27 protein-coding genes are annotated in these 23183 nt (G+C 46.7%); 15 read left to right on the top strand and 12 right to left on the bottom strand.

The window, feature by feature from the left end:
• Window positions 1–51: 51 nt before the first annotated feature.
• From C7B65_RS28730 to C7B65_RS09195, 5 genes are all read right to left on the bottom strand, one after another.
• Window positions 52–267 carry a hypothetical protein gene (locus tag C7B65_RS28730; RefSeq protein WP_244913187.1) on the bottom strand — a complete coding sequence of 72 codons (216 nt, stop codon included), beginning with the start codon at window positions 265–267 and terminating at the stop codon, window positions 52–54.
• Window positions 268–444: 177 nt separating this feature from the next.
• Window positions 445–660 (bottom strand): hypothetical protein, encoded by a 216-nt coding sequence (locus C7B65_RS09210; protein WP_073070702.1) that lies wholly within the window; start codon window positions 658–660, stop codon window positions 445–447.
• A gap of 77 nt (window positions 661–737) precedes the next feature.
• Window positions 738–1619, bottom strand: a complete 882-nt coding sequence (locus C7B65_RS09205) for an aminoglycoside phosphotransferase family protein (RefSeq protein ID WP_073070703.1) — start codon at window positions 1617–1619, stop codon at window positions 738–740.
• Between the two features lie 506 nt (window positions 1620–2125).
• Window positions 2126–3214 carry a galactose-1-phosphate uridylyltransferase gene (galT, locus tag C7B65_RS09200; protein WP_073070704.1) on the bottom strand — a complete coding sequence of 363 codons (1089 nt, stop codon included), beginning with the start codon at window positions 3212–3214 and terminating at the stop codon, window positions 2126–2128.
• Window positions 3126–5102 (bottom strand): glycoside hydrolase family 2 protein, encoded by a 1977-nt coding sequence (locus C7B65_RS09195; RefSeq protein WP_073070705.1) that lies wholly within the window; start codon window positions 5100–5102, stop codon window positions 3126–3128. Before C7B65_RS09195 ends, galT begins: the two co-directional genes overlap by 89 nt.
• A gap of 506 nt (window positions 5103–5608) precedes the next feature.
• Here C7B65_RS09195 and C7B65_RS09190 point away from each other — a divergent pair.
• Window positions 5609–5887: a hypothetical protein gene (locus C7B65_RS09190; RefSeq protein WP_106253977.1), complete on the top strand. Its 279-nt coding sequence runs from the start codon at window positions 5609–5611 to the stop codon at window positions 5885–5887.
• 337 nt (window positions 5888–6224) lie between these two features.
• On the opposite strand, the gene C7B65_RS09185 is transcribed toward C7B65_RS09190, so the two are convergent.
• From C7B65_RS09185 to C7B65_RS09170, 4 genes are all read right to left on the bottom strand, one after another.
• Window positions 6225–6689 carry a type II toxin-antitoxin system VapC family toxin gene (locus C7B65_RS09185; protein WP_073070707.1) on the bottom strand — a complete coding sequence of 155 codons (465 nt, stop codon included), beginning with the start codon at window positions 6687–6689 and terminating at the stop codon, window positions 6225–6227.
• Window positions 6689–7462 (bottom strand): hypothetical protein, encoded by a 774-nt coding sequence (locus C7B65_RS09180; RefSeq protein ID WP_073070708.1) that lies wholly within the window; start codon window positions 7460–7462, stop codon window positions 6689–6691. Before C7B65_RS09180 ends, C7B65_RS09185 begins: the two co-directional genes overlap by 1 nt.
• Window positions 7463–7701: 239 nt before the next feature.
• Window positions 7702–8739: a threo-3-hydroxy-L-aspartate ammonia-lyase gene (locus C7B65_RS09175; protein ID WP_073070709.1), complete on the bottom strand. Its 1038-nt coding sequence runs from the start codon at window positions 8737–8739 to the stop codon at window positions 7702–7704.
• A 91-nt stretch (window positions 8740–8830) separates the two neighbouring features.
• Window positions 8831–9121: a Mo-dependent nitrogenase C-terminal domain-containing protein gene (locus tag C7B65_RS09170; protein WP_073070710.1), complete on the bottom strand. Its 291-nt coding sequence runs from the start codon at window positions 9119–9121 to the stop codon at window positions 8831–8833.
• 307 nt (window positions 9122–9428) lie between these two features.
• Here C7B65_RS09170 and C7B65_RS09165 point away from each other — a divergent pair, with 307 nt between their 5' ends.
• Together C7B65_RS09165 and C7B65_RS09160 are read left to right on the top strand one after the other, a co-directional pair.
• Window positions 9429–10109 carry a glutathione S-transferase family protein gene (locus tag C7B65_RS09165; protein WP_073070711.1) on the top strand — a complete coding sequence of 227 codons (681 nt, stop codon included), beginning with the start codon at window positions 9429–9431 and terminating at the stop codon, window positions 10107–10109.
• Window positions 10110–10145: 36 nt separating this feature from the next.
• A complete protein-coding gene (locus tag C7B65_RS09160; protein ID WP_073070712.1) occupies window positions 10146–10454 on the top strand; it encodes a hypothetical protein in 309 nt (102 codons plus the stop codon).
• A 52-nt stretch (window positions 10455–10506) separates the two neighbouring features.
• Here C7B65_RS09160 and C7B65_RS29225 read toward each other — a convergent pair whose 3' ends face one another.
• Window positions 10507–10635, bottom strand: a complete 129-nt coding sequence (locus C7B65_RS29225; protein ID WP_262983531.1) for a hypothetical protein — start codon at window positions 10633–10635, stop codon at window positions 10507–10509.
• A gap of 24 nt (window positions 10636–10659) precedes the next feature.
• Window positions 10660–10923 (bottom strand): ABC transporter permease family protein, encoded by a 264-nt coding sequence (locus C7B65_RS09155; RefSeq protein WP_219898453.1) that lies wholly within the window; start codon window positions 10921–10923, stop codon window positions 10660–10662.
• 11 nt (window positions 10924–10934) lie between these two features.
• Here C7B65_RS09155 and C7B65_RS29575 point away from each other — a divergent pair, with 11 nt between their 5' ends.
• Window positions 10935–11204: a hypothetical protein gene (locus tag C7B65_RS29575; protein ID WP_425320462.1), complete on the top strand. Its 270-nt coding sequence runs from the start codon at window positions 10935–10937 to the stop codon at window positions 11202–11204.
• A 107-nt stretch (window positions 11205–11311) separates the two neighbouring features.
• On the opposite strand, the gene C7B65_RS09145 is transcribed toward C7B65_RS29575, so the two are convergent.
• A complete protein-coding gene (locus tag C7B65_RS09145; RefSeq protein WP_073070713.1) occupies window positions 11312–12172 on the bottom strand; it encodes a helix-turn-helix transcriptional regulator in 861 nt (286 codons plus the stop codon).
• Window positions 12173–12269: 97 nt separating this feature from the next.
• Between C7B65_RS09145 and cas3 the strand changes: the two genes are divergently transcribed.
• The 11 genes from cas3 (at window position 12270) to cas4 (ending at window position 23163) form a co-directional block, all read left to right on the top strand.
• The gene (gene cas3, locus C7B65_RS09140) at window positions 12270–14456 is read left to right on the top strand and encodes a type I-D CRISPR-associated helicase Cas3' (protein WP_073070714.1); all 2187 of its coding nucleotides are present in this window, start codon (window positions 12270–12272) and stop codon (window positions 14454–14456) included.
• 268 nt (window positions 14457–14724) lie between these two features.
• Entirely contained in the window at window positions 14725–14922 is a 198-nt protein-coding gene (locus C7B65_RS09135) for a hypothetical protein (protein ID WP_073070715.1), read from the top strand.
• A gap of 247 nt (window positions 14923–15169) precedes the next feature.
• Complete coding sequence (locus tag C7B65_RS09130; RefSeq protein ID WP_223257341.1) at window positions 15170–15418, top strand: DUF433 domain-containing protein; 249 nt, start codon at window positions 15170–15172, stop codon at window positions 15416–15418.
• A gap of 2 nt (window positions 15419–15420) precedes the next feature.
• The gene (locus C7B65_RS09125) at window positions 15421–15774 is read left to right on the top strand and encodes a DUF5615 family PIN-like protein (protein WP_181314374.1); all 354 of its coding nucleotides are present in this window, start codon (window positions 15421–15423) and stop codon (window positions 15772–15774) included.
• Window positions 15775–15811: 37 nt separating this feature from the next.
• Window positions 15812–16258, top strand: a complete 447-nt coding sequence (gene mntA / locus C7B65_RS09120) for a type VII toxin-antitoxin system MntA family adenylyltransferase antitoxin (RefSeq protein ID WP_083582816.1) — start codon at window positions 15812–15814, stop codon at window positions 16256–16258.
• Window positions 16259–16278: 20 nt separating this feature from the next.
• The gene (hepT, locus tag C7B65_RS09115; RefSeq protein ID WP_073070950.1) at window positions 16279–16656 is read left to right on the top strand and encodes a type VII toxin-antitoxin system HepT family RNase toxin; all 378 of its coding nucleotides are present in this window, start codon (window positions 16279–16281) and stop codon (window positions 16654–16656) included.
• A gap of 34 nt (window positions 16657–16690) precedes the next feature.
• A complete protein-coding gene (gene cas10d, locus C7B65_RS09110; protein WP_073070717.1) occupies window positions 16691–20032 on the top strand; it encodes a type I-D CRISPR-associated protein Cas10d/Csc3 in 3342 nt (1113 codons plus the stop codon).
• A gap of 18 nt (window positions 20033–20050) precedes the next feature.
• On the top strand, window positions 20051–21061 hold the full coding sequence (gene cas7d, locus C7B65_RS09105; protein ID WP_073070718.1) for a type I-D CRISPR-associated protein Cas7/Csc2: 1011 nt from the start codon (window positions 20051–20053) through the stop codon (window positions 21059–21061).
• A 5-nt stretch (window positions 21062–21066) separates the two neighbouring features.
• Window positions 21067–21765 carry a type I-D CRISPR-associated protein Cas5/Csc1 gene (gene cas5d / locus C7B65_RS09100; RefSeq protein WP_073070719.1) on the top strand — a complete coding sequence of 233 codons (699 nt, stop codon included), beginning with the start codon at window positions 21067–21069 and terminating at the stop codon, window positions 21763–21765.
• Between the two features lie 2 nt (window positions 21766–21767).
• Window positions 21768–22586 carry a CRISPR-associated endoribonuclease Cas6 gene (cas6, locus tag C7B65_RS09095; protein WP_073070720.1) on the top strand — a complete coding sequence of 273 codons (819 nt, stop codon included), beginning with the start codon at window positions 21768–21770 and terminating at the stop codon, window positions 22584–22586.
• Window positions 22573–23163 carry a CRISPR-associated protein Cas4 gene (gene cas4 / locus C7B65_RS09090; RefSeq protein WP_073070721.1) on the top strand — a complete coding sequence of 197 codons (591 nt, stop codon included), beginning with the start codon at window positions 22573–22575 and terminating at the stop codon, window positions 23161–23163. The genes cas6 and cas4 overlap by 14 nt, the downstream gene beginning before the upstream one ends.
• The last annotated feature ends 20 nt before the right edge of the window (window positions 23164–23183 follow it).

Genomic DNA, 23183 nt, shown 5'->3' with positions numbered 1-23183 from the left:
CATACTCACCCCTCTTGGTTGCATCACTGAGGTAATATCATGATTGAATGATTAAATCAAGTAGAGGTCGCACCCGTAGAAACAAACATCAAACTCCATAAAGAAGTTGACTTGTCCCAAAATGAGCGGCACATTTGTAGCTTGCGTCCATGCAAATACTAACTGTAGAGGCTCAAACTCTCCAACAATGGCTTGAACATCACAACACGCGCCTCGTACTGAGCCAAATTTCCTGTCAAAATCAGTGCTGTTGTTTGCCGTTCCCATTCGTATCCAAGTTCATTCCCTACCAAATACGAAAGCACATTTACACTTGCTCCAGTGTCTAACAGACCGGATGCTCTAACAGAAGCTTGCTGATAAATCAGAGTCAGGGGCAAGTATGGGCGAAAACTAGCTTCGCCTAATGCAACATCACCAGAGACAAAAGGATATCGTTCAGCATTACGCATGGTTTTGAGTTTTAGCAGCTTGTAGCACTTTTAACATCGTATCTGCTGCTTCAACCGCATCACAAGGCGACCACACTGGATAAGACTGGTCGGGTCTGATTAGATCCGTTTCTTGTTGGGCTAATTCTGAGATTAGAACTTGCATGACATAGAGTTTGTCTGCACGATTTAGCCCCCGCAATGTCGAGATTAGTTCTGATAAAACCATACAAAATACTCCCGTCAAGTCTGGTTTGCCTCTCTATTTTAGTTGCTCTAGAGACTTTCTAATAAATCAGCATTGGCTTACGATTGATCAACACATTGTAAAATCTTCTGCCCGATCGCTGCATATTGTGAGTGATCCACTAATCCCGAATCGAGCAAAACAACGCCAAATAAAATTGCCCAACCTTTGGCACGGGCCAATGTCGCCTCAGATACTTCGCCATAAGCCTTGATAGCGGGTTGCCTTAAATGCTGCTCAGGGAACAAATACCAGAATGCAGCGAGATCAGTTGCTCTATCTCCCACAGCCAAATCTCCCCAATCAATCACCCCTTTAATGCCGCTTTTGTCTACCAAAATATTACGTGAATGTAGGTCGCCATGTATCCACGTCGATTCTAGGTCAATCGGTGCATCAACTGCTTGTTGCCAAAGCGATCGTAGAGTTGGTGTGATCACCGCTGTCTGTGCTTCTACTCGTTGCATCCGCTCATTCATCATGGTGACTCGCTGAATTAGGGGAACGCCTCGAAATGGGTTCTTCGGGGCATTGTCAGGTGCTGCAATGTGTAGAGCTTTCAAGAACAGCGCAAACTGTCGGGCATGATTCATATTGAGTCGAATTTCGTCTGCGGTTTGTCCTGAGAGCCAAGGAATGATGCTCCAATGCCAAGGATAAAGCGGGGACGGCAATCCAATTCTGTGAGGCACGGGAACTGCTATTGGAAGTTGCTTTGCAAGTTGTGGAAGCCAGTGTTGTTCCTTTTCTAGGAGTCTTGCTGCGATCGCTCGCCTGGGAAGCCGCACTGCTAAGCGATCGCCCAAATGAAACATCGCATTATCCCAACCCGAATCAACAAACTGAATCGACAGATTTTGCAGATCTGGGTGCTGTTCAGTGAGTAGCTGTGATACCAATAAGGCATCAATTTCAACTTCAGCCGATGGAGTTCCCAACATACAAATGACCTCCTAAAAATGCTTATTACGGCACTCCGTATGTTGTAACTTAATCCAGTTCACTCTTATTTCTGCCGTTTGAAAACTTACCAATTAGCATAATACGCTTCATAGGAGAATTATGCTGTGTCAATACTCCGGACAAAATTTGAGCAGGTTTTGAGCCTCAAACCCTGATTCAACCGTGGACAGGATCTTATTATCAAAGTCAGGGGTAGAGCTAACTTTGAAAAAATAGCTCGATCCTGGAACTGTAAGCCCTGAAAGCCTTGTGAAGCCGTTCAAAAAACTGTCCGGACTATTGCTGTGTAGAGGCTGGATAATTCCCCAAGCTTAAGGTTTTATCCGGTTTTCTTGCCACATAATGCCTAAATGTCGGCAGTTATCCTGATTGGAGTTTTGGCTCGGTGCCCTTAGAAAGTATGGATTAATCGAGTATTGGCACTTGTATTCAATTTCTGATTGCCGCGAGCTTATAATAGCCATTCTTAAATCTTCAGAGATTCTTATTCTTCTAGCGTTACCAATACTGCTTGCAATTCTTTTGCTTTGTCTTCGGGTAGTGCATCATTGGCAAACATACCTGCTGCAAGTTCGGTGCCTGCCAAATACTTTAAACGATCGCTGGTTCGATAAGGCGGATAAAACTCGGCATGAAGATGAGATTCTGGATGTGGCTCACCGTCAGTCGGAGCCTGAAACCACGCCATCAAATAAGGAAACGGACGATTCCACAAACCATCAAATTTTAGCGTCACGGTTTTTAAAGCTTTTGCCAAACCCGATCGCTGTTCAGAGGTCAGATCTGAAAAAGTTGCAACAGATTGGATCGTCGCAATCCAAACCTCATAGGGATAACGAGCGCACACTGGGACAAACGCGATCGCGAATTCATCTTGATATAGAATCCGCCGATCGTCCTTAATTTCTCGCTGAATTAGATCGGCTAACAGTCCGCGCTGATGGGTTTGATAATACGAGCGCTGACACTCCAACATTTTGGCAGGCACAGGCGGCACAAACGGATAAGCATAAATTTGTCCGTGCGGATGATTGAGCGTCACACCTACTTCAATACCCTTGTTCTCGAACGGCAATACATATTGAATTTGAGAATGTTGACTGAGCGCGCGTGTGCGATCGCCCCAGACTTGCAGCAACAACTCCAGGTGACTCAGATCTAACGAGCCGAGAGAAGCTTGCGGATCTTGGGTAAAGACGACTACTTCACACGCTCCATTTGCCGGGAGAGTCTCCACAATCTCGATCGGAGCCGTCTCCACTTGCAAAGTCATCGACGGAAATCGATTATCAAACACTGCTATGTCATAGTTCCCTTGCGGCAACTCCGTCGGAAACTTCGGATCGGTGGTCGGCGCAAGCGGATTGTATTCAGGCGGCGGCAAAAATGTGCGCCCTTGACGATGACTCGCATAGGCAACCCACTCACCTCGCAGAGGGTGCCATCGTAAATGGGGCGTTGCCTGAATCGGTTCACTGCCAGGGCTAGGAGCCAGGGTGTCCGCTACAATGGGGCACCGACTGTATAGGGTGAGTTTCCGTCCATCCGGCTTGAGAAGTTCCTGGGAGTACATTTTCGGCTTCTGACCATGTTCCGGGCGCTGTTAGTATAGCCTCGTTGTCCGATTCCCTGCCCAGAGTTGCAGACGCGATCGCTTCTAGCGAAAATTTGGGCGTACGATCGACATACAGCAACCCGTTTGCCTCCTGAAAGGTGTCGGTTAACTGCGTATAGCAAAAGCCGCTAAAGATCTCAACTCGATTCACCGCACCGAGTAGTGACGAATAGCGATGTTGCAGATCGGAGGTGTCGTGCGATCGCACATAACCCCAAGCTTTATCGGCATCGGTGGCATCGGGGCGCGCATAGGCAATGCCGCCAAACTCGGTGAGCATGATTGGTTGCCCCTGATGCGGATAGCCATCAAGCGTGAGAATTCGTCCACCGGGACGCTGACGATCGAACAAATCCGAGAGTTTCACATCCGACCCATAGCGTTTAGCTAATCGTTGCGGCTGATTGTCATAATCGTGGATTGCCAAAATATCGGTCGTGGCACTCTCCCAGCCGTCATTGCCGATCACCGGGCGAGTCGGGTCGAGGGTTTTCGTCAGATAATAAAGGGCTTGAACATAGTGGCGATGAGCTGCCGTCTCAGTCAGATTAGGCACACCCCACGATTCGTTAAATGGCACCCAAGCGACAATGCAGGGATGGCTGACATCGCGCTCGATCGCTTCTGTCCACTCTTGAGTAATGCGCTGCACGGCTTTGGGCGTAAACCGATACGCACTGGGCATTTCTTCCCAAACGAGCAGCCCCATCGCGTCTGCCCAATATAAAAAGCGAGGATCTTCAATCTTCTGGTGTTTCCGCACACCGTTGAAGCCCATTCGCTTCGTTAGCTCAATATCCAGCCGCAGCGCTTCATCAGAAGGCGGAGTCATCAGCGTGTCTTGCCAATAGCCCTGATCGAGAATGAGCCGCAGATAATAAGGATGACCGTTGAGCATAAAGCGATCGCGCTGAATCGACACCGATCGCATTGCCGTATAAGATTTCACTTCATCCAACAATCTGCCTTGGTGCCACAGTTGAATCTGAGCATCAATCAGCGTCGGCTTTTCAGGACTCCACAGCAATGTGTTGCGATAGTCATCAATGCCCGGATCAGATAGGGCAATGCGTCGATGCACTTCTCCATTCAGCACTTCATAGAGGTCATTGACTAAGAGACGACCTGCGATCGACAGCCGCACTTTGAGCTGTAGTTCTTCGAGCATCTCGCCCGATGTAAAACCTTCAAACCCGATTTCCCAGCGCTCTAGGTGAGGAGTCCATCGGAGGCGGCTGATGTAGGTTTTGGGCACACACTCGACCCAAACTGTTTGCCAGATGCCACTGGTGCGCGGATACCAAATGCTGTGTGCGTCTAGCTGCCAGTCTTGTTTGCCTCTAGGCTTCGCCAAATCGTGCGGGTCATCGTGTGCCCAAACGGTGACAATCTGTTCGCCTTCTAGGTTTAACGTTGAGGTGATATCAAAGCTAAACGGCGTATGACCACCCTCATGTTCGCCGACAAACTGATGATTGACCCAAACACGAGCGCGATAATCGACCGCTCCAAAGTGCAGCAACACCCGATTAGAGTCTTGACTTGGCTCTAAGTCAAACGATCGCTCATACCAGCAGTTGGTATGAAACCCAGTATCGTGAATGCCACTGCGCTTTGATTCTGGTGCAAAAGGAACGACGATCGTCCGGTTCCATTCCGAGACATGGTTGGGTTGCTTCCACAGCCCGTCATCGTCGTAGGCAAACTTCCAGTCACCGTTAAGATTGAGCCAGTTGCCGCGCTGAAGCTGAGGGCGAGGGTAGGAAATTTCGAGTTGACGAACCATTGCAAGCTCACCCATGTCAGCAGGGCAAGCGTTTTCTAGACATCTACCGAGTAATCTCATCGACTTGAACCTTCAAGATTGAGAGGGAGTGCTTAACCTAATGATGACTTCACCACGGATGGACGATCGCCCCGAAAAACGACTGTTAAGAACGTTTACGATATGGCATTTAAAAATATGGCACAACCCAAACTTGTCTCAACGTCTTGTTAGACATTGAGTATTTCAAGACTAGGTTGTCAAAAAACTTTCTTACTTAGATCCTAGCTCAATTTCTGCATCATGCTAAAGGCAGAGAAAAGTTTTATTGGGATCAGCTTTGAAAAAGATTTAGCGGTTTGTCTACCTGTTTTAAGAAGGCTGCCCTAAGTATTTCTACTCGTTCATTGGTGATCCGTGATCCACCCCTGGCAATCCGATCGACTTTGCCATTCGTAATCAGAAAGTATAGTTGAAATTGTAACCAGAGAGTGAGACGGCCTTACCTATTTCCGTTTCTTGTAGCAGATGCCAACGTCAATTAGATTTCCTATTCTGATGTTATTCGTTAATCAATCAGCAGACCTATGATGCACTATCTTGGACAATCCATCGAACTGACTCAAGAAAACTCAGGCTGGGTCGGCATTTGGTGGCACTCAGCCGGATATCGCGTAGAAATGGGATTTTTCCCGACTGCGACCGCTGCTTGGAATGCGATCGTTGAACTGATTCAGCGTGATTTTGCGGTGAGAGCACTGCTCGAAGTCGTTGAAGAATGGCTCGACTTGGAATGGATTAACGATCGCGAGTATAGCACCAGCGCCGAAGCTCTGATTGAGTCTGTGATTGCCGTTGAGGGCTAATGTAAGCGCAAATAGCTTGGGATCTCGTCAGATTCGCGAACGTCTGCTAACGACAGCATCGCTTCAACCGTTACCTGTAGCGTTGGCAGATAGCTAATGCTGTTGATTAAAACTAGTCTGAGAGTGATTTAACTTAAGTATTGCGTGATTTTTCAAGAGATTGTAAACATCAAGACAGTGAATCGAATCTCAGAAGAAAATTTCTAGCAAGCGGGCAAGGTGTATTACCAAGTTCCAAACACAGTTAATGACCCCAGTAGAAATCTTACAAGACAATGGATTTGTTAGGTGTATTCAGGCTAAACAGGATTTATCAGCGAACTATAAAACGAATTACTTAAGATGGAAATTCTAGCTCTGTTTGTGTAGAGAGAAAGGGTTTACCCATAGTAATCTTTGGTTCTCCTAACTTCTCAGAGAGTTTGATTAGGTCGTCGTCAAAAGTATCTATGTGATTTACTTTGGCTCTAATTGCAGTCGCTACATGTACTGCATCGTAGGGTCGTAGTACATGTTCCCAAACAAGCTCTCTTGCCAATTCAGAAATCTTGCGATCTACATCTTGAAGAACAATCCATTTGTGCATAAAGAATCTTCTGATCTTTTCTTCGTCCTCTCTAGAAATAGGTTCTCTCTTCTTGAGCTTAATTACTTCTACAAGTGAAAGCGATGATGTAACAATCTTAACGCTACCCTTCTCGGCATGTTTCAAAACTGACACACAGCCATCAACTTTATCTGCTTCAGCCTTTAAGTAACCAAGAAACGTGCAAGAATCCCAGTAGTGCAGAGGAATTGCCATTAATTATTGTCCTCTGCAAGAATACCAATCATTTCTTGAATGGTAGGCAACTCATCTTCACTTGGAAGAACTTCAATCTCTTGAACCAAGATACTCACGCGCTCTCCATCATTTCTAGATTGAATTAAGCCATATATATAAACTCGCTGACCCAGGCAATCTAGCATCCTTTGTGTCATCTTTTTATCAACGTTGCACTTGATCAATCGATCATTCAAAGCAGTGTAGATATGGAAGTATGGATCTTTGTGGATGTTGGCTCCGTCAAGACATCCTTCAATCGAGCCATAACTTTCAAATCTTGGCCCTATAATCTCATCTACATTTCTCGCAATATCCTTGGTGATACTAACCACATGAGTTTCACTTCCAAGCTTTAGCACTTGCATTCCGTGGTCCAGCTTTTTGGCTAAAGATTCAAGCTGCTTCAACGCACGGTCAGAGAAAAAACGAGGGCGTTGAGCCTTCTCAGCCAGAACTGAAATTCCTGATTGAACACTTTCAACTAGGTTACTCACCGATTTTAAATCAATGTTTGAACTAATTGGAACACCAGAAAAAGTCAGATTTACACTTCCGGTACTAACACTTGATATATTCCATCTGACAGATCGCTTGGCAGATTCAAAAGCTTCCTTGTCGATTTCTTCTAAAATTATGGAGAAACAACGCTGAACATCTGAAAAATCCTCAATGGAAATCCCGTCGCCATCAACCGTAATTGTGATGGTGACATCGGTTCCTCCGTGCTGTCCCTTTGAGTTGAGTGCCAAGATAACCCCCTCTCACTGATTAAGAGGATACAACTACCCACCACAAATATATCACAGACATTTTTCCATAGTACGTTTGCACCCTAAGCTTTTTTCTAGCTTAGCTTCGCAAGCTGTTGGATTAACAAAATCTGCAATGCTATCCGAGCGCCAAGGCGGTATCTCAAGTTCTTGAAGCACTACAAAGTGTGCATGAAACTCTAGATCGCGACAATTCTCCTAGATTCAGCATTTGCTACCTAGCTAAGTTCTTGCGCGAGAGGCAGGCGATGGCTTGTCTTTTGTTTAGAGGCAGTTTTAGCAAATAGCTTACTGGCTTCTTTAAGGTCTACGTTGCCGCCACTGATGATCACACCAATTCGAGCATTGGGCAAAGAGATAATGCCTTCTAGCAACGCCGCTGCCGCTAACGCTCCAGTAGGTTCTACGACAATCTTGAGACGTTCCCATAAGAAGAACATTGTCCGCGAGAGAGCCGCATCAGAAACCGTTACCATATCATCCACATAGTTCAAAATCAGCGGAAAGGTGAGTTGACCGAGCGATCTCGTCCGGGCACCATCGGCGATCGTCTGCGGATCTTCTACTACTTGCAAGGTTTTGCTATAAAACGATCGCATCGCGTCGTCTGCCCGTTTTGGCTCCACGCCCACAATTTGACAGTTTGGAGCTAAGGTATCGGTCGCGATCGCGCATCCCGACAACAATCCGCCGCCTCCGCAGCAAACGAGTAGAAGATCTAACGGCCCCACTTCTTCGATCAGTTCTTTAGCGGTGGTGCCTTGTCCGGCAATCACAGGCGCATAGTCAAAGGGAGGAATTAGCGTCAACGATCGCTGCTCGGCAATTTGTTGGGTAACTTCCTCGCGCTTTTGGGTGGCACGATCGTAGAAGATAATTTCTGCCCCATACTCACGGGTCGCAGCTTGTTTAACCGCCGGGGCATCGTTGGGCATAACGATCGTCACCGGGATATTGAGAAGCTGGCCCGATCGGGCCAATGCTTGAGCGTGATTGCCCGAAGAAAATGCCACAACCCCTCGCTTTTTTTGATCAGTAGACAGTTGCGAAAGGGCGTTAAAGGCTCCCCGAAACTTAAAAGAACCCGTGCGCTGGAAGTTTTCGCATTTAAAGAAAACCTGACTTTTGGTGCGCTGGTTGACCGTGGTGGAGGTCAAAACTGGCGTGCGGTGGGCCTTGCCTGACAACCGTTTTGCAGCGGCTTCGATGTCAGCATAAGTCGGGAAGGACAAATCAGAAGAGAGTTGATCAGTCATAAAATCAGGGCAAGCGATCGCAAATATCTCTATGACCTTAGCGAAATTCTTGCGTCGGTGACGGTGCCGTAAAAAAGGATAACGCGCTTCTTTACTGACAGTAGATGGCAATATCTTCTCCACACTGATCAGCGAGATAGCAAAGCGCTTTAAATCGCAGTTCCATTAACTGCTGATAAAAAGGATTTAACTTACACAGGGGTGGAATGTGAAACAGCGTCCGACCAAACCATCGAACATCTCGCTCAAAGGGGCATTGCGATGGAATGATTCGGCAAAAGAAGCGGGCCATTTCAGCATTGTGAATCTCGATTGCTTCCAGTCTGTGAGAGATTGGCTGTAGTAGACTAGCGATGAATGGGTTGTCAATAGAGCGCAACATGGTCGATTTCTCCAGGGGTAGTGATAGAACATCTAGGGGTTGTTGACCTCTGTTGATCTATACTGCTGAACTTGAGAAGTTATGCAAAAAAACTGCTCGATCGCCGATCGCTCGAATTTGAAAACCCAATTTCGGAAGCAATTGCGACTGATTGTTCATTCCGACGAGGCACGGCATGCCATGCCCCTACGCTTTTTGTATGGACATGTCGTGCCTTGCCCTGATGCGGATCTGTCGCATTCACCAATCAAATTGATATCGTTTAAAATAGCGTTTCGGGAAAGTCACACGTTAGCGTTTTCATCCTATGCTGCTTCTGCAATTCAGCACGTCTCACTATTGTCGCAAAGCTCGATTAGCACTGGGCTATAAGCAAATTTCTTATCAAGTCGAAAATCTAACTCCCGGACTGCACACTCTCAAAATCAAGCCGCTCACGGGAGGATTAACCACGCTGCCTGTGTTGCTGCCGCAGATTGAAGGGCAACCTGTGGCGATCGCTGACTCGACTCAAATTTTTCACTTTCTAGAAAGCTATTGTCCTGATCCTCCACTCGTTCCGACTGATTTAGAAGCGCGATCGTCTGCCTGGATGCTGGAAGATTGGCTCGATGAAAGTCTCGGCATTGCGTCTCGATTTGTCTATTATCAGTTTCGATCTGGGGAGGGCAAATCACTCGATCCATCGCTGATGAGTCAGATGGTGATCCAAGCGGTAAAGCGGCAATATCGCATCAATCTCGCTAGTGTTGAGCTAGCAGAAAAACGGTTAGCTACTGGCTTAGAGGCATTGAGATGGCGCTGGCAAGATCAGTCTTATTTAGTAGGCGATCGCTTGAGTGTGGCAGACATTGCGGCGGCAGCGTTACTCAGTCCACTTGCGCGAATTCCGAGCTATCGGAAGAATTATTCGTGGTTATTCGATCGCCTGATCGAAGTCCATCAAACTTGTAGAGAGCCGTTTCCACCAGGATTGGAGCAAGACTGAACGGTATAGTAGAGAAGTCGCAACTCAGGGCTGTCTATGACGAAATCGGTGCAAGTTCTCAGCCTTCTCTTGCTCTCTTCGCCCTTCTACCCGTTGGTTGCCCTTTCGCTTCCTCCGGCTGATGACCCGCCTGAAGAGGTGTTGCGATCGGAAATTATCACTGACGCTCGATCGCCGATTGATGGTAAACCCCTAACGGCTGCTGAATATGCTGAATTGCAATCTGAAATTCAACAAGGTCAACCCGTTCAGCCTCAACTTTCACCCAAAGTGAGGAAAACGATCGGACTTTTGCGTCTAAGAAGATTTATTAAAACATTCTTTCCGTTTATTCCGCTCAAGTAAGTTCTCCGTCAGGGGTAGGCACGGGGGCACTACCCCTACTAGTCTGCTACTACTAACCAAAATGTCCGCTCACGTAGAGAACTTTAAGATTTTCGGTTCGCAAAACGGCTTCGGCTTGATCATTTTGCTGAGGCTGTTGAGATTTATTTTTCTGGCGATCGGTCTGATTTTGAGAAACCATAATATATTGATCCCAAGTTCAAAGTTAGTGGTTATAAAGACTTTTGCGCGCCGCCCAGTGAGCGAGAATGCTAGTCGCCAAGACAAACAGCACCAAAACCAGAGACGCTGCCCAAGCAATGTCTTGCTGATTCTGAAATGGAACAGTTGCAAAGTTGTAAATCAGAACGGCAAGCGTTGGGGTCGGGTCGAACAATCCTCTTGACCAAAACTGTGAAAACAGCGTGGTGAAAATGAGCGGTGCCGTTTCGCCAGCCGCCTGGGCGATCGCTAAAGTGGCTCCCGTCAAAATGGTGGGTAATGCAGCATTACCCAGATTACTCGTTTGATGAATTACCGCTAGAACGCTGCAAAGACTCACAAGAACAACCGCTAACTGTAACCATTCAACTCGTCGATCGCGCTCCCCAAAATCTCACTCAAGCACAGCGCGATTATTTTGGCGCACATACCTACGAGCGGTTAGATAAACCCGGCAGCTTTCATACGAATGGACTCCGATCGCGGCTGAGTCCTTACAAACAAGTTAGACTTTATCCGGCTGAGAACTGGACTTTCTTGAATGACTGAAACTACCCGATCGTACTAATACCAATTTCGGAAGCAATTGCGACTGATTGTTTAATCCGACGGGGCACGGCATGCCATGCCCCTACACTTTTTGTACAACATTTGGATTAAATCGGAGCATTATAGAGGTCTGTCAAAGCTTGCACTTTCTGCCAAATGCGATCGCGCAACGCACTCGGAGCAATCACCTCGCAATCTTCGCCATATCGAAAAACCTCTCGAAAAAACCAGAACGTAGAAGTCACTCGCCGCAAAACTCGCCGCACTTCTGAGGTATTAGCCAACCATTCATTGGAGATATCTTCTGGTTTAGCTTGGTAGGCAAATGCCAACCTTCGATAGAAATTTATTTCTACTTCAACAGCATCTAAGTTGGGGTGCCATTCACCCTCGATCGGGATGATTACTGCTTCTGGAATGCGATCGAGCCTCAAACACCAATTATGCGCCAGTTCTGGAATATCCTGATTACCTGCTGTTTGCTCACACCAACAGTCTAGATATTGGCGCTGTTCGTGAGGTGTGATTTTGGCGTAACGAATGGTGAACACCCAAGGACGATCGGCAGCATCTCGGTAAGAAAGTTGGAAAGGCTGCTGTTGCAGAATGTAGCGATCGATCTCTTGTCGCCAAGGAATTAATGGAGTTTCTAAATAGTGAACAATGTCCCTTCGCAATGGGTCAGACAGTTCACCGCGTTCAAGTAAGAGATGAGCGATCGTCTCGGCGATTTGTGTATATCCTGTGTCATGTAGCACTCGAATCGCTTGGTTCAATTCTCGAATGCGTACGTCTGACCAGTCATTGTTACGACCGATCAGCAGTTCGCGGCGCGCGATCGCTTCGACTAAACGAGAGATATTGGGACGATCGCCCCACATCATCCCTTGTTCTTGAGCAATCTGCTCTAGCTGCGCCTTATCCTGTTCTGAAATTGACAGTGTAACGGACTGTCCTCGACGACCCATAAGAACCCCAAAAGTGTACGTCCACTTTGTACTGGACAATCCTTATTATGCCTGTCATCATAGTCTTATTGCAACCCGTCACGTACACTCAAACCCGATGATCGTCTACACGACTCCGCTAAAGCCTGTTTATTCTCAGACTGTTCAGACTCCACAAGGGGTAAATTTGCCGGAGGGTTGGGTGCTTTCCTGGCATCAGGCTGCAACGCTAGAAGCCTTGCGTGACGCGGCGGTTGATGTAGTGTTTAACAGCGCTATGACGGGAGATGGTAAGAGTCTCGCCGCATTTTTAGAAGTGTTTCAGGGAGAGTGCAACGCGATCGCGCTTTACCCCACAAACGAGCTTGCCCGCGACCAGGAAACGCAAACTCGTCAGTATATTGCAGACTTTCAACCGCCGAATAATCCACGAGTAACGCGCTTGAGTGGGGCAGAGTTAGAAACCTACGCCGAAAATGAGGACATCAGTAAAGGGGCAGCGATCGCGACGCGAACCAGTCAATCAGAAATATTGCTCACAAACCCAGATATTTTTCACTTTTTACACCGGGGCGCATACATCATCAAAGGCAACAAAGGCGATAGTCCTGACAAGCTTTGGGGACGCATCGACAAAGACTTTGACTTGTTTATTTTTGATGAATTTCACGTTTATGCCGCTCCGCAAGTTGCGAGTGTGATCAATACAATGTTGCTGATCCGATCGACCAATCGCCGCAAAAAATTTCTATTCTTATCAGCAACGCCAGACATCCAGTTGATGGGGCGACTAGAAAAAGCTGGATTTCGCTGCCGGACTGTTAGCCCGATCGAGCAAAACAAATATCAGTTTCCAGAAACATTAGAGCAACAACAGCAGCTCAAGACTCAAAACTGGCGGCAAGTTGCGAGAGCGATCGCCCTTAATTTTGTCTCATTAGAACCTGTTGCCAAAGCATCCGAATCTTGGCTTAAAGACAATGCAAATCTGATTCTCCAACAATTTCAGCAGCATCCTCACAGTAAAGGTGCAATCATTCTCAATTCTATTGCAGCCGTCAAGCGACTAACGCCATTTTTTCAGGCGCTGCTGCATTCTCAAGGTTTAGTCGTGAGTGAAAATACAGGACTGTCAGGCAAAAGTGAGCGAGAGCGATCGCTAATGGCTGATCTGGTTTTAGGAACTAGCACGATCGACGTTGGGGTCGATTTCAAAATCAACTTTCTAATTTTTGAATCGTCAGACGCGGGAAACTTTATTCAACGTCTAGGGCGACTGGGACGACACGACGGCTATGAGCGTAACGGACAAACTTTCGAGTTTGATCAATTTACGGCTTATGCATTGGTGCCAAACTTTTTAGTTGAGCGGTTGTTCTTGAGCGAAGAGCCGCCTTTAGTCGATGGAGAAAGCCGCGATCGTCTCTCTTTCAACACTGTCATTAACGAGAAATATCGTCAAATCAATGACTTCCGAGGCTACTACAAACAGTGGGGTGCGGTACAGTCCTTCAAGCTATATATGGACTTAAATCATCAAACGATTCGGCAACAATATGCTGGCAGTCGAGAGCAGTTTCAGACCGCGTGTGAGACGGTTTTTGAGACAAGTTTATCGAGAGTTGCGGGACGAGTGAGCGGTTGGGCAAAAGACTGGCAGCAGCTTTCGGGGCAGAAAACAGGGAACCCGATCGCCGAAGATGCCTGTAGCTTTCGGGGTTCTAGCCCGTTGCAGTGTGGTCTGTACGACGAGACAGAACTGCACGAGGCAGACCGCTACAAGACCTATGATCTGCCAGGAATTTTAGGAAATTTAGAGATTGAACTGTGGACAAAAGAGGCTTTCTTGCGATCGCTTGATGACACCGCCAAACGCACTGGACAACCCATTCCCAAAGGTAAATTCGCCCACTGTCTCGCCTTCATGAAACTCAAAGCCTACCGAGAAGAGCGGCTGAACTGGAAATTTCACGTTTCGGGTAGCTTAGAGACGATCGCAGATGGCTGGAAGGTGCAGGTGTTGAAAGGCGTTGAAATTTGGCAACCCGATAACCGCTGGGCTGGGGAGATTAATCGCAAATTGCGCGATCGGGCATTGGTCAGCTATGTTTTGCATCGTCCAATAAGCGAGGTAAGGCAGAGGCTGCGATTGCCGATGCACTTTCAGATTTACCCGATTAGCGACAACTACAGCTTCCATGATGCAGTAGCACCCTACTCGATCGCATTTGGGCAGAGTGCGCTACTGCTAGATACGTTGGCGTATCAGTTCAAAAGTAAAGGAGGCGATCCATATTTCGCCTAGTTTCGATCCCTGTAAGGGATTCAGGTGGATTGGGCGGAGAGGTAGCTTACGCCAATAAGTACAGACGTATTTATTTCAATTCCTAAAAGGGATTTTGTTTTCCTGAAGCTTTACAAACAGGAGGCTCCGCTTCTCAAAGCTACCACGCGCTGCCACTGTCTGATGCATGTACGGTCAAATAAGTCTAAACTTAAGCGACCCCTTGATTCCTGAAATTCCAAATGTTACATTCAAGCTGTCGTAATTCTTTGATAAAGGAGATAACACCATGAGTAAGAAAGAGCAAATCCGAAAGCTCCTCGCAGATGGTCAGCCGCACTCTGCTAAAGAGCTAGTCGATGTCACCCATCGCTTTAGTGCTGTCATTCACAGTTTAAGAGAGGAAGGATATCGCATCGAAACGATCCCTTTATCACACCATGATTTTGCTTATCAGCTTTCCAGCAAAGCAACGATCTATGGCTAGTCTATTCTAGAAGTGTCCATCTTGAGGGGTGCAAGGAACTTGCTTCACACATGCAACTGGATATTATTTGCTTAAAGTTTTAACAAGGTTCTCTTTTTAGCTTGCGGCATTAAGTCCAAACATAGGTAATCTCGACTCCCATACGCAACTGCCATTTGTTCAGTTAGCGGCTGGCTGGTTAAGTTCCCAGTAAAAAGCAATGTGTGAATGCTAGTTTTCGGTAGTTTACTACTGGAGCTACTCCTTCATGATGAACGAACAAAGGCTCTTAGAGCGCATTACCGTTAACCCTAAGATTTTTGGAGGTAAACCGATTGTTAGAGGTCGCCGTCTTGCCGTTGAACACATTTTGGGAATGCTTGCCGCTGGAGATACCTTGGAAACGCTGTTAGCAGCTTATCCTTGGTTGGAGCGGGAAGATATTCAAGCCTGTCTGATCTACGCCCGTCGTCTAGTTAGCCATGAGCGCATTGAAACCCTTGTTCTGGAGCCTTAAGGATGAAGCTACTGCTTGATTCTTGTGTCTGGCACGGAGTTCGCAGCACACTGACTAGCTCTGACTACGACGTAGTTTGGGTCGGTGAATGGGACGCTGATCCGGGTGATGAGGAAATCTTAGCGATCGCTTATCGTGAAGAGCGCATCCTCATCACCCTAGACAAAGATTTTGGCGAGATGGCGATTGTTCGTGGCTTTCCTCATGCTGGAATTCTGCGGCTTGTGAATTTGATGACGAGCCAACAATCTCAAGTCTGCTTACAGATCTTATCTCGCTATGGAGATGAGCTAAGGGCAGGTGCGATCGTGACTGCTGAATTGGGTAGAGTAAGAATTCGCCCTCCTGAAAACTGATCAATCCCGCTCTTGACATCGAGAGGAGAACAACAAAGTGTCACTGCAATCGATCGCCGATATCCAATCAGCTATCCCACAAATTCTGGAACAAGTCCCTTATCTGAAACTATTGGTTCTTTTTGGTTCTAGAGCAAGAGGGGATCATTTCCCATCCAGCGATTGGGATTTTGCCTTGCTGTTCGATGAAGAACTCCGCCAGCAGTATGAACCGGGAGGCGGTTGGAATTGCTACCGATCTTGGAGTGTACTTCAGCAACTTCTCGATTTGGGAGATGATGAGATGGATTGGATTGATCTGAAAAACGCTTCAGACTTGCTGGCGCACACGATTGCTTCTGAAGGTAAGGTTATTTATGAAAAGACTGCTGGAGAGTTTGAATCATTTCGTCAAACATCACTAAAAACTACGGCTGAACTCAAAAAAATTTATCAGGAAGAGCGAGAAGAACTAGAACTAGAACTACAAAAGTGGGGTGTATGAGCAGTATTAACCCCATTTCAATGAATCGCAAACTAAAGAGTTTGGTGAAAAATCTAAACGCACTCAAGCATTTTGAGAATGTCACTTTAGAGGACTATCTCAATAACTATCAGATGCAGCTTGCCGTTGAGAGAAGCCTAGAACTCATCATTCAAGCATCGCTCGACATCAATCGATATTTACTCAAGCGAATTCGTAAGGTTAACCCCAAAGAAAATGCAGAAGTCTTTTTAGCTGCGGGACAGTATGGCTTGTTGACTCCAGAACTTGGGTTGGTTCTTTCAGAATTTGGAAAATTTCGCAATGTTTTAGTTCACCTTTATGAGGACATTAATCCAAATGAAGTGTTCTCCACGATTCGAGAAACTTTAGAAATCTATCCAACCTACGCAAGATAAATCACACAGTATATTGACTCTTTGGAAATTGACTATGGCGAATCTAACGAATGACGAATTTGACTTTCTAGAGGGGGATTTTGGCTTTGATGAGGACAGCGATCGCACCCTCTCTTCAACTCAACGCGAACTCCTGACCCTCAAACTATTACGAGAAGCCATCCAATCGCAAAACCCAGATGATGCGGTGATGCAAGACTTTGCGGAGTATGTGTTGCCAAATTTGTTGCGAGTCGCGATCGGGGTCACGGCAAAGGGCGGCAAGTTTTTCGACGAACTCGATCGCAAAAATGAAGCCGCAGGCAAAGCCAAAGTTAGGCGAGATAATGCAGCAGATCAATCACTCAATACCCATTTGTTGAATGGTTTATTTCCTGCCAACCTAATCGAGCGGCGATTAGCAAAGTTAGACACCACCATCAAACGAGTCGTGCGCGATCGTGAGCGGAGATTAGTAATTGCTGGGTTTATTCTGCACGATTTTGAGAAGTTTCCCGATGCCCCTGACGACTGCCGCAAACTGCCTTTAGACGCGCATCGACAAATCATTGATCAAAAAGTGCGTCAGCTAGGACTCGATCGCTTTATTGACTCCAGTGATCTAACTACCTATAAAGCGTATGTCGATGATTTGCTGTGTATGGCATACAACGCTCAACGGCGATGGGATACAAACTGGAACTTCTCAGAATTTGGACTTAACCCAACTCTTAAAGATCGCGTCTTGAGAAGCTTGTCTGATCTGACGTGTCTTGCCGACTCATTAGCGTCGATCGTTAAGCATCCCTACGATGCTGACAACACCCGCTTAAATGATCTGTTGCACAATCTTAGCGATGGTCAACTCCATTTCACTTATCACAGCATTTCTGAAAATCGTGGCGTTTTGACTAATGTGTTGAACAATGCACTGGTAGAGGCTCACACAAGTTTGAATACAGCCGATCGCACTTACTATGAGCCATTGCTTTATTTGCCGACGGGTGTGATTTACATTGCTCAGAAAGATGCGCCAAAAGTTGAACGATCGGGCTTGAGCGATCGCGTAGTTGTCAGCATCAAAGCTTTGTGTTCTGGACAACTCCGCCAACGACAAACCGGGTTTGGCAGAGATGGCAAAGGCATGAAATATGCGGATTATTACAACCTGTTTTTTGACGATCCAGGTTTGATGCAAGTGGCACTAGATGCGACATTGCGAATTCTCAGAGTCGGCAAACCTTCAGTCGCAACCAGCCGCAGCGAGAACTTAGTTAAATTTCAACAGCAAAACGTCTTGCCCGCCGATTTTGACTTCAAATTTAGCGACGATATTCGGATTGACCAAATTGCCGAATTTGGAGATGTGATCAGTCGGAAAATTTGGGGAGAACGGTTAGCAAAAATTGAAACGGCTCGTAAACAGAACAAAAAGCTGCCTGCCCCTGTTGCGATCGACTTAGTACAAAAGGTTGCAGAATTTTGGAACTTATCTGAATATCTGCCGCAGATTCGGGCGATCGAGCGAATCAACGAATCGCTCAGAGAACTCAAACTAAAAGGCAATACGGGCGGTGTTCCTTACGAATGGTATTACTTGGCAGCAAAGTATCTGGAACATCATCCAGGGATTGAAAGTGTCCGTAAGACTTGCGAGAAGGTGATTACTCAAATTGCAGCATTCACACGTCCGATCGCAGATGCCTATCAATTGCCGGATGGCTGGAATGATTTGCGTGAATGGTGCGATCGCGTCATCATGCTCCCTAGCGCAACGCTAGAACAATCGATCGCTAAACACGCTGATATCTTTCTCAAAGAACTTTCTAACTACAACAATGCTAAAAAATCAGGACGCGGACGGCAACTAATTTGCTCGATCTCTCACTCGGCTTACACCGTCACAGAACAAATGGAATCAGCAGTGCTATTTACGCCGCAAGTGTATACAAACAAGCAAACGCTAGGCGGTTCCAATGCAAAACGCAATATCTCTAGCATTTCTGGCATTGAGATGATGCTACGGCAAATCTTAATGAATCAAACTCAAACAGTGGGCAAACGCTTTGAAGATGGGAAATATCGCTATCTCTACTTCTATCCGACCTACTACTTTACCCCTGAGACAAATCGATTTTTGCAGAAAGCCTATAGTGGCATTGCTCAAACTCGTTTTGATACGAGCATTCGTAACCACTTCATCAGCAAAGATCTCGATGCTAATTTTGAGCGCGATCGCTATCAGACTGTTGATGCATTCTTAATTGATGAAGACCTGGATCGCAAAAAGAATCTAGATGAAACCGATCCAGAATTCAAGCGCGATCGCACCTTCAAACTGGCTTACCCCGATGACAAACCTTTGACGTTCTATTTCATGGCACTGCCACCGGGCAAAGACCCCACCGATACCGAATCTTGGGTGATGCCTGCGTGGTTAGCGTTGGCGTTCCCGATGATTTTGGATGTCAAAACCGTGGTTTCAGAATCGCCAATTCCGCCCTTTAACGATGGGGCAGAGTTTGAAGAAAGCGTGTTTCTCGACAGTGCGCCACAAGCCTTTCGGATGTTGCTGGGCAACGATCGGTTTCGACTCGATCACATTTTAGAAGGTTGGAAAACGGCGGATGGCGTTCAGCGATCGGCTCCGTTGAACACATTGACGGCTGCCTATGCCATTCATTTAGATGTGAATGCCAAACAGGGAAAAGGTGGCTACGATGCAAACTGGGGCAGACTGACGGAGTTAGCGAAAGACTTAGATACGAGTCCGCTATATGTTTTTTCTTACCTCGTTAAATGGGCGAAAAAGCAATCGAGTGACACACCTAGCCCCCAGAAAATCAGGCTCTATACCCACCACTTCTACCCCTGTTTTGACCCCTATGTCAAATTTGATGCCAATCAAGAAATGCTCATTGTGAATGGAGAATCTCCTTTGAATCATCCTCAAAAACTGACGGAACTTTATCGCAAGTTCTATCGAGCGAAGCAACGCTACAACCCCAAAGCAAATGCTGTACTCAAGCCGATCGACGTTGCGGCTGAGGTATTGCTCAAAGCCGACACTAGCGTCTTTCAGGGTGAAGTTTTAGTCATGGTTGTTGCGGCTGAAATCTTCAAGCTGATGGATCGCGTTCGCAATTCACGGGCTGAAGGGTTTACCCAAATCAGAGATCGCGAAGCAGAACGCCAAGCAATTTTAGAGTTTGCCCGCTATTTTGTGGAGGACGTATTTGAGCAAGCATTCGCAGGCGATCGCGCTCGATTATCCGGCAGACAACTCAATCTGATTCGTGACACTTGCGAATTGCTTTATCGCTTAGAGCAAGACAACGACAATCGCGACCTTAAGGCAAAAGGCGAAGTGATTGAAGAATCTGAAACTGAAAACTAATTATTGGGAGAGTTCATCATGGCATTGCTAAAAGCGATCGACGCAAAGTTTTTTCACACCGAAATCCCCTACAAGCCAATGGGAAAATATGTTCACTTTTTGACGATTCGCGTCACCGAATCTTACCCGCTCTTTCAAACAGACGGGGAACTCAACAAAGCCCGAGTCAGAGCCGGAATTATCGATAAAACGCCAGTCAGCCGTCTCTCAATGTTTAAACGCAAGCAGTCTACACCCGAACGATTAGTCGGTCGAGAACTGCTGCGAACCTATGGGTTGGTCGAACCTAAAGAGTGCGAATATAACGTCGAGTTTGGCATGGACAATCCAGACTGCATCATCTACGGTTTTGCGATCGGCGACTCTGGTTCCGAAAAATCTAAAGTAGTGGTTGACACTGCATTTTCGATTACCCCATTTGATCAGTCGCACGAAACGTTTACGCTGAATGCGCCCTACGAAAATGGCACAATGGCATCCAAGGGCGAAGCAGGGTCTAAGCCGGGAGAAGTCACCAGTCGCATTAATCAACAAGACCATATTCGTCCTCAGGTATTTTTTCCGAGCATTGTTACCTTAAAAGATCCAACTGAAGCAAGCTTCCTCTATGTGTTTAACAACATTTTGAGAACTCGTCACTATGGCGCTCAGACGACTCGAACGGGACGAGTTCGCAACGAGATAGTTGGCGTTGTGTTTGCAGATGGTGAGATCATTAGTAACCTGCGCTGGACTCAAGCCATCTTCGATCGTATGAGTGCTGCCGGAACACTCCACTCGCCCGACCCACTCGATGAGGATGATGTAATGACCGCAGCCAATGCAGCAATTACCCACTTACTCGCTGAAGAATTCATCGTTCACACTGATCTAATCGGTGACTTGTTCACACCTTTGTTGGATGAAGTGAAGTCACTCACAGGCAGCGAAGCAGGCATTCAAAAAATTCTGCAACAGGCAGACAAAGAAGCAAAAGCCTACGCCAGCAAGCACATCAGCAAGAAAAAAACAGCAGCAAAAGCGGGGTGATTTGAATGGTGTCGATTTATCGCTGCACGATCGAGCTTCACGATAATCTCTACTACGCGACTCGTGAAATCGGGCGACTCTATGAAACCGAACCCATTTTGCACAACTATGCCCTTTGTTATGCACTGGGTTTAGTCGATAGTGATCGCTACTCGACAACAGTTGCCGAAGAGCATTCCTATCGCTACTTCTGCCCAGAGCAAATTCCTAAATATGCAGAGCATTTAACGCCGCTCAACCAGCAGGGAATCTATGTCACGCCTGCCCGATCGCTCAATCACGCTGCTGTTCTCAACACTTGGAAGTATGCCAACAATAACTACCACGTTGAGATGGAAAAAACTCAGAAGAACATTCCGAGTTTTGGCAGAGCCAAGGAGATTGCGCCTGAGAGTCAGTTTGAGTGTTTCATTCTGTCTGACAAACCGCTCACACTTCCTAAATGGATTCGGTTGGGTAAATGGATGAGTAAGGCAGAAGTGAGGGTGGAGGAGTTGCTACCAAAGCGATCGCAGGGCGATTTCACCTTTCCTTATCCACTCAACCCGCTGGATGTGATGTTTACCCATCAAGTTCTCAGCTACGACACCGTGAATATGCCTCCAGTGAGCTTAATCCGCAATGTTCGGATTCAAGGGAAATACTACAGTTTCGAGGAAAGTAAGCTTAAAATTCCGGCTCAGATGCACTATCGATTTAAATAGCAATGCCGCATAGTTTAGTTCTTAACCTTGTTCCGCGATCGCCCATTTCATCTGGTTATCTCACAGGCAAACATCTCCATGCCCTATTTCTGACGTTGGTCAGTTCGGTGGATCAAGAACTGGGCAATCATCTCCATGCCCAGACCACTGACAAAGCGTTTACCCTCAGTCCTTTGCAAACCCGCTCTCAGCGAGGACATCTGCAATGGGAACATCCACAAGCGATCGCTGCCGGAACGCCCTGCTGGTGGAGAATTTCGCTCTTAGACGATCGTTTGTTCTCACGGCTGACTCAGCTTTGGCTAAATCTCAACCCTAGTCAGCCCTGGCATCTAGGTTCCGCAGACCTATCGATTACTAGCATTTTAGGAACGCCACAAAGTACGCAGCCTTGGGCAAATTTTGCGACCTATGCCCAACTCTATGAGCAGGCATCGGAGAACGATCGTCAGCTTGATTTTGCGTTTTGCACCCCAACTGCTTTTCGACAGATGCAGTTTGACTCTGCTTTACCAACCAGAGATTTAGTGTTTAACAGTTTGTTGCGGCGTTGGAATCAGCACAGTGGCTTGATGTTTCCTGAATCGTTGGTAGAGTGTATTTTTCCTAGTTTCTTTGATATTCGCACTGAGATTGTAGCTGACAGCCGCAGCAAGTTTATTGGATGTGTGGGAGCGATTAACTTTCGCATTCTAGGAGACGCTGATCCAACCGTAATTAAGCAAATCAATACGCTGGCAGATTTTGCACTCTATAGCGGGATTGGACGCAAAACCCCAATGGGCATGGGCATGATTAGGAGGGTACGTGGAAAACATTGAGTATGTGACGATCGCAGCTCTCAACCAATATAGCTATTGTCCTCATCGCTGTTGGCGGATGTTTTGCGCGGGTGAGTTTGCTGAAAACCAATATACGATCGAGGGCACTCATCTGCACGAGCGAGTTCATACCTTGGGCGACGGGCACCGCGAGGAGGTTTGGCAAGTGAGGGCGATTTGGTTGAAGTCCGATCGCTATGGATTAATCGGTAAAGCTGATCTGGTTGAAGAGACAAATGGGCAGTGGGTTCCGATCGAATATAAGCGCAGCCATCGCGGTGAATTTGACAATGATGAACTGCAAGTCTGTGCCCAAGCATTGTGTTTAGAAGATATGACCGGAAAGCCTGTCACCCAAGGCTATATCTACTATGCTCAGTCTCATCAGCGGCAATTAGTAGAGATTTCAGCAGAGTTGAGGGCGGCGACGATCGAGACAATCCAATTAGTCAGAACTCTTTTAATCACTGGAGCAATGCCTGCTGCTATTTACACAAAACGCTGTGAGGGATGTAGTTTGCAACGGCAATGTTTACCGAAAGCAGTCGTTAAAGTGAATCGATATCAGGAAGCATAGGTTATCTAAATACAACTTAA

Origin of the sequence: Phormidesmis priestleyi ULC007 (genome assembly GCF_003003695.1) — a bacterium.
GTDB lineage: Bacteria > Cyanobacteriota > Cyanobacteriia > Leptolyngbyales > Leptolyngbyaceae > Phormidesmis_A > Phormidesmis_A priestleyi_A.
The sequence above is the reverse complement of the archived record's forward strand: the minus strand, read 5'-3'. Positions and strand labels throughout refer to the sequence as shown.